The 6,306-nt window shown below is 69.0% G+C and carries 6 protein-coding genes; all 6 read left to right on the forward strand.

The features are described 5' to 3' along the window. Window positions 1–2: 2 nt before the first annotated feature. The 6 genes from H610_RS0121945 (at window position 3) to H610_RS0121970 (ending at window position 6,235) form a co-directional block, all read left to right on the forward strand. Window positions 3–1,172 carry a UxaA family hydrolase gene (locus H610_RS0121945; RefSeq protein WP_028241674.1) on the forward strand — a complete coding sequence of 390 codons (1,170 nt, stop codon included), beginning with the start codon at window positions 3–5 and terminating at the stop codon, window positions 1,170–1,172. A 114-nt stretch (window positions 1,173–1,286) separates the two neighbouring features. Then, window positions 1,287–2,264, forward strand: coding sequence for a tripartite tricarboxylate transporter substrate binding protein (locus tag H610_RS0121950; protein ID WP_028241675.1), 978 nt, complete (start codon window positions 1,287–1,289; stop codon window positions 2,262–2,264). 28 nt (window positions 2,265–2,292) lie between these two features. After that, a complete protein-coding gene (locus tag H610_RS0121955; RefSeq protein WP_028241676.1) occupies window positions 2,293–3,798 on the forward strand; it encodes a tripartite tricarboxylate transporter permease in 1,506 nt (501 codons plus the stop codon). Next, a complete protein-coding gene (locus H610_RS24620; protein ID WP_028241677.1) occupies window positions 3,795–4,283 on the forward strand; it encodes a tripartite tricarboxylate transporter TctB family protein in 489 nt (162 codons plus the stop codon). The genes H610_RS0121955 and H610_RS24620 overlap by 4 nt, the downstream gene beginning before the upstream one ends. A 12-nt stretch (window positions 4,284–4,295) precedes the next feature. After that, window positions 4,296–5,225 (forward strand): hydroxyacid dehydrogenase, encoded by a 930-nt coding sequence (locus H610_RS0121965; protein WP_028241678.1) that lies wholly within the window; start codon window positions 4,296–4,298, stop codon window positions 5,223–5,225. Next, window positions 5,222–6,235, forward strand: a complete 1,014-nt coding sequence (locus H610_RS0121970) for an Ldh family oxidoreductase (protein ID WP_028241679.1) — start codon at window positions 5,222–5,224, stop codon at window positions 6,233–6,235. The genes H610_RS0121965 and H610_RS0121970 overlap by 4 nt, the downstream gene beginning before the upstream one ends. Window positions 6,236–6,306: the final 71 nt, after the last annotated feature.

Consider the following 6,306-nt stretch of genomic DNA (forward strand, 5'->3'; position numbering starts at 1 on the left):
GCATGGAACTCCACGGCCGTAAATTCATGGGCTATCGTCGCGACAACGGGCGGGTCGGCATTCGCAACCACGTGATCGTTCTGCCGGTCGACGACATTTCCAATGCTGCCGCCGAGGCGGTCGCCAACAACATCAAGGGCACCCTGGCGCTGCCGCATCCCTACGGGCGCCTGCAGTTCGGCGAGGATCTGGAGCTGCACTTCCGCACCCTGATCGGTACCGGCTGCAACCCGAACGTCGCCGCGGTGATCGTCATCGGCATCGAGCCGGGCTGGACCGGCCGGGTGGTCGACGGCATCCGCGCCACCGGCAAGCCGGTGGAAGGCTTCTGGATCGAGCAGAACGGCGACCACAACACCATCTGCGCTGCCTCGCGCAAGGCGCGCGAGTTCGTCCAATACGCCACCGAGCTGCAGCGCGAGGAGTGCGACCTCGACGAGCTGTGGGTCTCGACCAAGTGCGGCGAGTCCGACACCACTTCCGGCTGCGGCGCCAACCCCACCGTCGGCAATGCCTTCGACAAGCTCTACGCGCAGGGCTGCACCCTGGTATTCGGCGAGACCTCCGAACTCACCGGCGGCGAGCACCTGGTCGCGGCGCGCTGCGCCAACGACGCGGTGCGCGAGAAGTTCCAGTTCATGTTCGACCGCTACAGCGCGATGATCGACCGCTGGAAAACCAGCGACCTGTCGGAGTCGCAGCCGACCAAGGGCAACATCGAGGGCGGGCTGACCACCATCGAGGAGAAGGCCCTCGGCAACATCCAGAAGATCGGCAAGGAATGCCGCGTCGACGGCGTGCTGGACAAGGCCGAGATGCCCACCGGGCCTGGCCTGTGGTTCATGGATTCGTCCTCGGCGGCGGCCGAGATGGTCACCCTGTGCGCAGCCTCCGGCTACGTGGCGCACTTCTTCCCGACCGGGCAGGGCAACGTCATCGGCAACCCGATCCTGCCGGTCATCAAGATCTGCGCCAACCCGCGGACCTTCCGCACCATGGGCGAGCACATCGACGTCGACGTGTCCGGCCTGCTGCGCCGCGAAATGAACATGGACGAGGCGGGTAACAAGCTGCTGGAGTGCCTGATGCGCACGGCCAACGGCCGCCATACCGCCGCCGAGGCCCTGGGGCATCGGGAATTCGTTCTGACCCGCCTGTACGAAAGCGCCTAAAGTGGGTAGGGGTTGTTCGGCCGACCGAACAACCCCTCACGCACGTTGTATCCGCGAACAGCAGGGCCTGTTTCGCAGACCCTGTCTCGATTACAAGAATAACGGAGACGAAAAATGCGCCTGTTCACCTGGTCCAAACTACCGTGCCTGGCCCGCCTCGCCGGGGCCTGTCTCGCCGCCCTGAGCCTCATCGGCCCGGCCCACGCGGCGGATTTCCCCGAACGCAACGTCCAGTACATCATTCCCTTCGTGCCCGGCGGCGAGTCCGACATCAGCGCCCGCCTGCAGCAGAAATACTTCGAAGAGCTCACCGGCAAGCAGCTGATCATCCAGTACATGGCCGGCGGCGGCGGGGCGGTGGCCTGGTCGCAGCTCAACGGCATGCCGGCCGACGGCCACACCATCATGGGCACCAACCTGCCGCACATCATCATCAAGCCGATGGACAAGTCCGCCGGGTTCAAGACCGAAGACCTGAAGGACTTCTATTACTTCCACTTCTCGCCGGATGCGCTGGTGGTCACCAACGACAGCCCGTACAAGACCCTCGACGATTTCATCGCCGCGGCCAAGCAGGCGCCCGGCGCGGTGATGCTGTCCGGCTCGGGGACCCAGAGTTCCAACGACCTGTCGCACGCCAAGTTCGACAAGATGGCCGGCATCACCACCACCTACATCCCGTTCAAGGGCACCGGCGAGGCGGTGACCGCGCTGCTCGGCAAGCAGGTGAACGCCTCCTGGGGCTACAGCACCGTGGTGGCCAACCACCGCGACAAGACCCGCATGCTCGCCGTCGCCACGGACGAGCGCATGCCGATGTTCCCCGACGTGCCGACCTTCAAGGAGCTGGGCTACGACCTGACCGGGGGCGCCTACCGGGGCATGGCGGTGCCCAAGGCCACGCCGGACGAGACGGCGCAGAAGCTGGCGGACATCTTCGGCCAGATCAACCAGAACCCCGAGTTCCGCAAGAAGATGGACGAGCTGGGCTTCGTGCTGGTGGACGAGCCGTTCAAGCAGGTTCCGGCCTTCCTGGCCAAGCAGAAGGAAAGTTATGCGCCCGTGCTCGAGCAGTTGAACGCGGCCAAATAACACGACCTTCCGATCTGCGAGGTGTGTCATGGAAATCTTCAGCTACCTGCTGGCGGCGCTCACGCCCGTCAACCTGATGCTGGCGGTGCTCGGTGTGTCCGCCGGGATCGTGATCGGCGCGCTGCCGGGGCTCTCAGCCACCATGGCGGTGGCCGTGCTGGTACCGATCACCTTCGGCATGTCGCCGGAAGCGGCGCTGATCCTGCTCGGGGCGATCTATACCGGGGCCATCTACGGCGGCTCGTACTCGGCGATCCTGATCAACACGCCCGGTACGCCGTCGGCCATCGCCACCACCTTCGACGGCTACCCGATGGCGCGCAAGGGCGACGGCGATCTGGCGGTCACCCTGTCGACCATGTCGTCGACCGCCGGCGGGCTGTTCGGCGTGCTCGCGCTGGTGACCCTGGGGCCGCTGCTGGCCACCATTGCCCTGAAATTCGGCCCGGTGGAGTACTTCTGGCTGGCGATCTTCGGGCTCACCGTGATCTCCGCCCTGTCCGAGGGCTCTACCCTGAAGGCCTTCATCGGCGCGGCCATCGGCCTGCTGCTGTCCACCGTCGGCCTGGCGGTGGTCGGCGGCGACGTGCGCTACGCGTTCGGCTCGCAGTTCCTGCTCGGTGGCGTCGAGCAGATCTCGGCGCTCATCGGGCTGTACTGCATTCCGGTGCTGATCGACCTGGTGGCCAAGCCCGATGCCCACCTCCAGGCGCCCGAGAAGGGGCGCGGACTGCGCATCGCCGAAGGCTTCGGACTGATGTGGCGGGGCAAGTTCAACGCCCTGCGCAGCAGCATCATCGGCACCATAGTCGCGATCCTGCCCGGCGCCGGGGGCTCGATCGCCAGCCTGGTCTCCTATTCGGAGGCGCGGCGGGCGTCGAAGAACCCCGAAGCCTTCGGCAAGGGCGAGCCCAACGGCGTGATCGCCACTGAGTCGTCGAACAACGCCACGGTGGGGGGCGGCTTCATCCCGACGCTGGTACTCGGTATTCCGGGCACACCGCCGGATGCGGTGATCCTCGGGGCGCTACTGGTGCAGGGCTTTCGCACCGGACCGGAGATGTTCGGCGCCAATTCCGCGGTCACCTACACCTTCGTCGGCGGCCTGCTGGTGGCGACCCTGGTGATGCTGCCGATCGGCCTGCTGATCGGCCGCTACGCGTTCAAGTCGATCGTCAGCATTCCCAAGGCGCTGCTGGTGCCGGCGATCGCCTTCATGACCATCATCGGCACCTACGCGATCCGCAACAATCCGTTCGACGTGGTGGTGATGGTGGTGCTCGGCGCGCTCGGCTGGGTGCTCTGCCGCTACGGCATCAAGCCGTCGCCGATCGTGCTGGGGCTGATCCTCGGGCCGATCGCCGAGCAGGGCTTCGTCCAGGGCTACCTGATGGGCAACGCCACCGGCTCGCTCGGCGCGGTATTCTTCGGCCGTCCGCTGTCGATGGGCATCATCGCGCTGATCCTGCTATCCACCCTCATCCCGTTGTGGAACAGCTGGCGCCGCCAGCATCCCAAGGAGGCTCTCTCATGAGCAACCAGACCCAGCCGAACGTCCCGCAGCGCGACACCACCCGTTCCGACCGCCTGCTGGCGCTGACGATGTTGGCGATCGGCTTCGGCGCCATCTGGTTCGGCCGCGACATCTCGCCGATGGCGCGCGTGTTCCCCACCACCATGGCGGTGGTGCTGCTGGTGCTCAGCGCCCTGCTGCTGTGCAAGGCCTTCATCAGGCGCTCCCACGAGGCCCCCCACGAAACCGGCAGCGTGCCGCGCCGCCTGCTGCTGGTGGCGGTGATCCTGGTCTGGGGCTTCACCCTCAACTGGCTGGGATTCATCGCCTCGAGCGTGGCCGGCGTCGCGGTACTGGCGCTGATCGGCCATTTCCAGGGCTGGACCCCGCGCCGTGCGCTGACCTACGGCCTGGCGCTGCTCGCCACGGTGGCCTTCTTCTATCTGCTGTTCGACGTGCTGCTCGACGTGCCGCTGCCGGCCGGCACGCTCTGGCAGCGACTCTGACCCGGAGGTTGCATGTACGACATCATCATCAGCGAGTTCATGGACGAGCGAGCGGTCGCCTCGCTCGCGCCGCAGTACGCGGTGCAGTTCGACCCGGGCCTGGTCGACGACCGCCCGCGGCTGCTCGCCCAGGGCGGCGAGGCGCGCGCGATCATCGTGCGCAACCGCACCCGGGTCGACCGCGAGCTGCTCGAGTGCTTCCCGAAGCTGCAGGCGGTCGGCCGCCTCGGGGTGGGGCTGGACAACATCGACGTGGCCGCCTGCCGCGACGCCGGCATCGCCGTGCTGCCGGCGCAGGGCGGCAACGCCGTGGCGGTGGCCGAATACGTGATCGCCGGCGTGCTCATGCTGCGCCGCCCGGCCTACCGCGCGACCGAGCGCGTGCTCGCCGGCGAATGGCCGCGGCAGGCGCTGATCGGCCACGAGACCAGCGGCGCGACCCTCGGGCTGGTGGGGCTCGGGGCGATCGCCCGGGAAGTCGCCAGCCGGGCCCGCGCGCTCGGCATGCAGGTGGTCGCCTGCGACCCCTTCCTCGATGCCGACGACCCGGTCTGGCAGGGTGTGCGCCGCTACGCCGGGCTCGACGAGATGCTGCCGGGGGTCGACGCGCTGAGCCTGCACATTCCGCTCTCCGACTCGACCCGCAACCTGCTGGACGCGCGCCGGCTGGCGGCGATGCGACCCGGCAGCGTGCTGATCAACAGCGCCCGCGGCGGCGTGGTCGACGAGGCGGCGCTGGCTTCGGCGCTGCGTGACGGATCGCTGGCCGGGGCGATGCTCGACGTCTTCGCCGAGGAGCCGCTGCGCGCCGGCTCGCCGCTGGAAGGGGCGCCGAACCTGATCCTCACCCCGCACATCGCCGGGGTCACCGAGGAATCCAACGAGCGCATCAGCTGGATCACCGTCGACAACGTGCGGCGGGTGCTGGAGGAACGGGCATGAAGCGGACCATCTCCCTCGAACAGGCCACTGACCTGGCCTACCGGGCGCTGCGCGCGGTGGGCACACCGGAGCACGAGGCGCGGGTGACCGCCGAGGCGCTGGTGGCGGCCGAGCGCGACGAGCTGTCGTCGCACGGGCTGTCGCGGCTGCCGTTCTACCTGGCGCAGGCGCAGAGCGGCAAGGTCGCTGCGGCGGCGACGCCGCGGGTCGAGACGGCGGGCGCGCTGGTGCGCGTGGATGCCGGGCACAACCTGGCCTTCCCGGCGGTCGCCGCCGGCCTCGAGGAGGGCATGAAGGTGGCCCGCGTGCTGGGCCTGGCGGCGGTGCTGATCGGCCGCTCGCACCACTTCGGGGTGGCCGGCTACCCGGTCGAGCGGGCCGCCCGCGAGGGGTTGCTGGCGCTGGCGTTCAGCAACGCGCCCTCGGCGATGGCGCCCTGGGGCGGCAACGCGCCGCTGTTCGGCACCAACCCGATCGCCTTCGCCTCGCCGCGGCAGGACGCCGAGCCGGTGGTGGTCGACCTGTCGCTGTCGAAGGTCGCGCGTGGCAAGGTGATGCTGGCGAAGAAGGCCGGTCAGCCGATTCCCGAAGGCTGGGCGATCGACCCCGAGGGCCGGCCGACCACCGATCCGGACGCGGCCCTGGCCGGCAGCATGGTGCCGGCCGGCGACGCCAAGGGCGCGGCGCTGGCGATGATGGTCGAGCTGCTGACCGCGGGCCTGGCCGGCGCCCACTTCGGCTTCCAGGCGAGCTCCTTCTTCGAGGCGGAAGGCGAGGCGCCCAACGTGGCGCACCTGATCCTGCTGATCGACCCGAGCCACGCCGGCGTCGGCTATGCGGCACATGCCGAGCAGCTGTTCCGCGCCATGCTCGCCCAGCCCGGCGTGCGCCTGCCCGGCGAGCGCCGGTACGCCGCGCGCGAGGCGCACCGCGAGGCCATCGAGCTGCCCGAGGCGTTGATCGAGGAGTTGCAGGCCTACGCGGCGACCGAGGCCGTCACGGCCGGTTAGCCGGCCGGTCGGGCAGGCCTGCGGCCTGCATCGCCGCGAGGGCGCGCCTCCCACGGCCGGTGGCCATGCCG

The organism is Stutzerimonas azotifigens DSM 17556 (assembly GCF_000425625.1).
In the GTDB taxonomy this organism is placed as follows: Bacteria; Pseudomonadota; Gammaproteobacteria; order Pseudomonadales; family Pseudomonadaceae; genus Stutzerimonas; species Stutzerimonas azotifigens.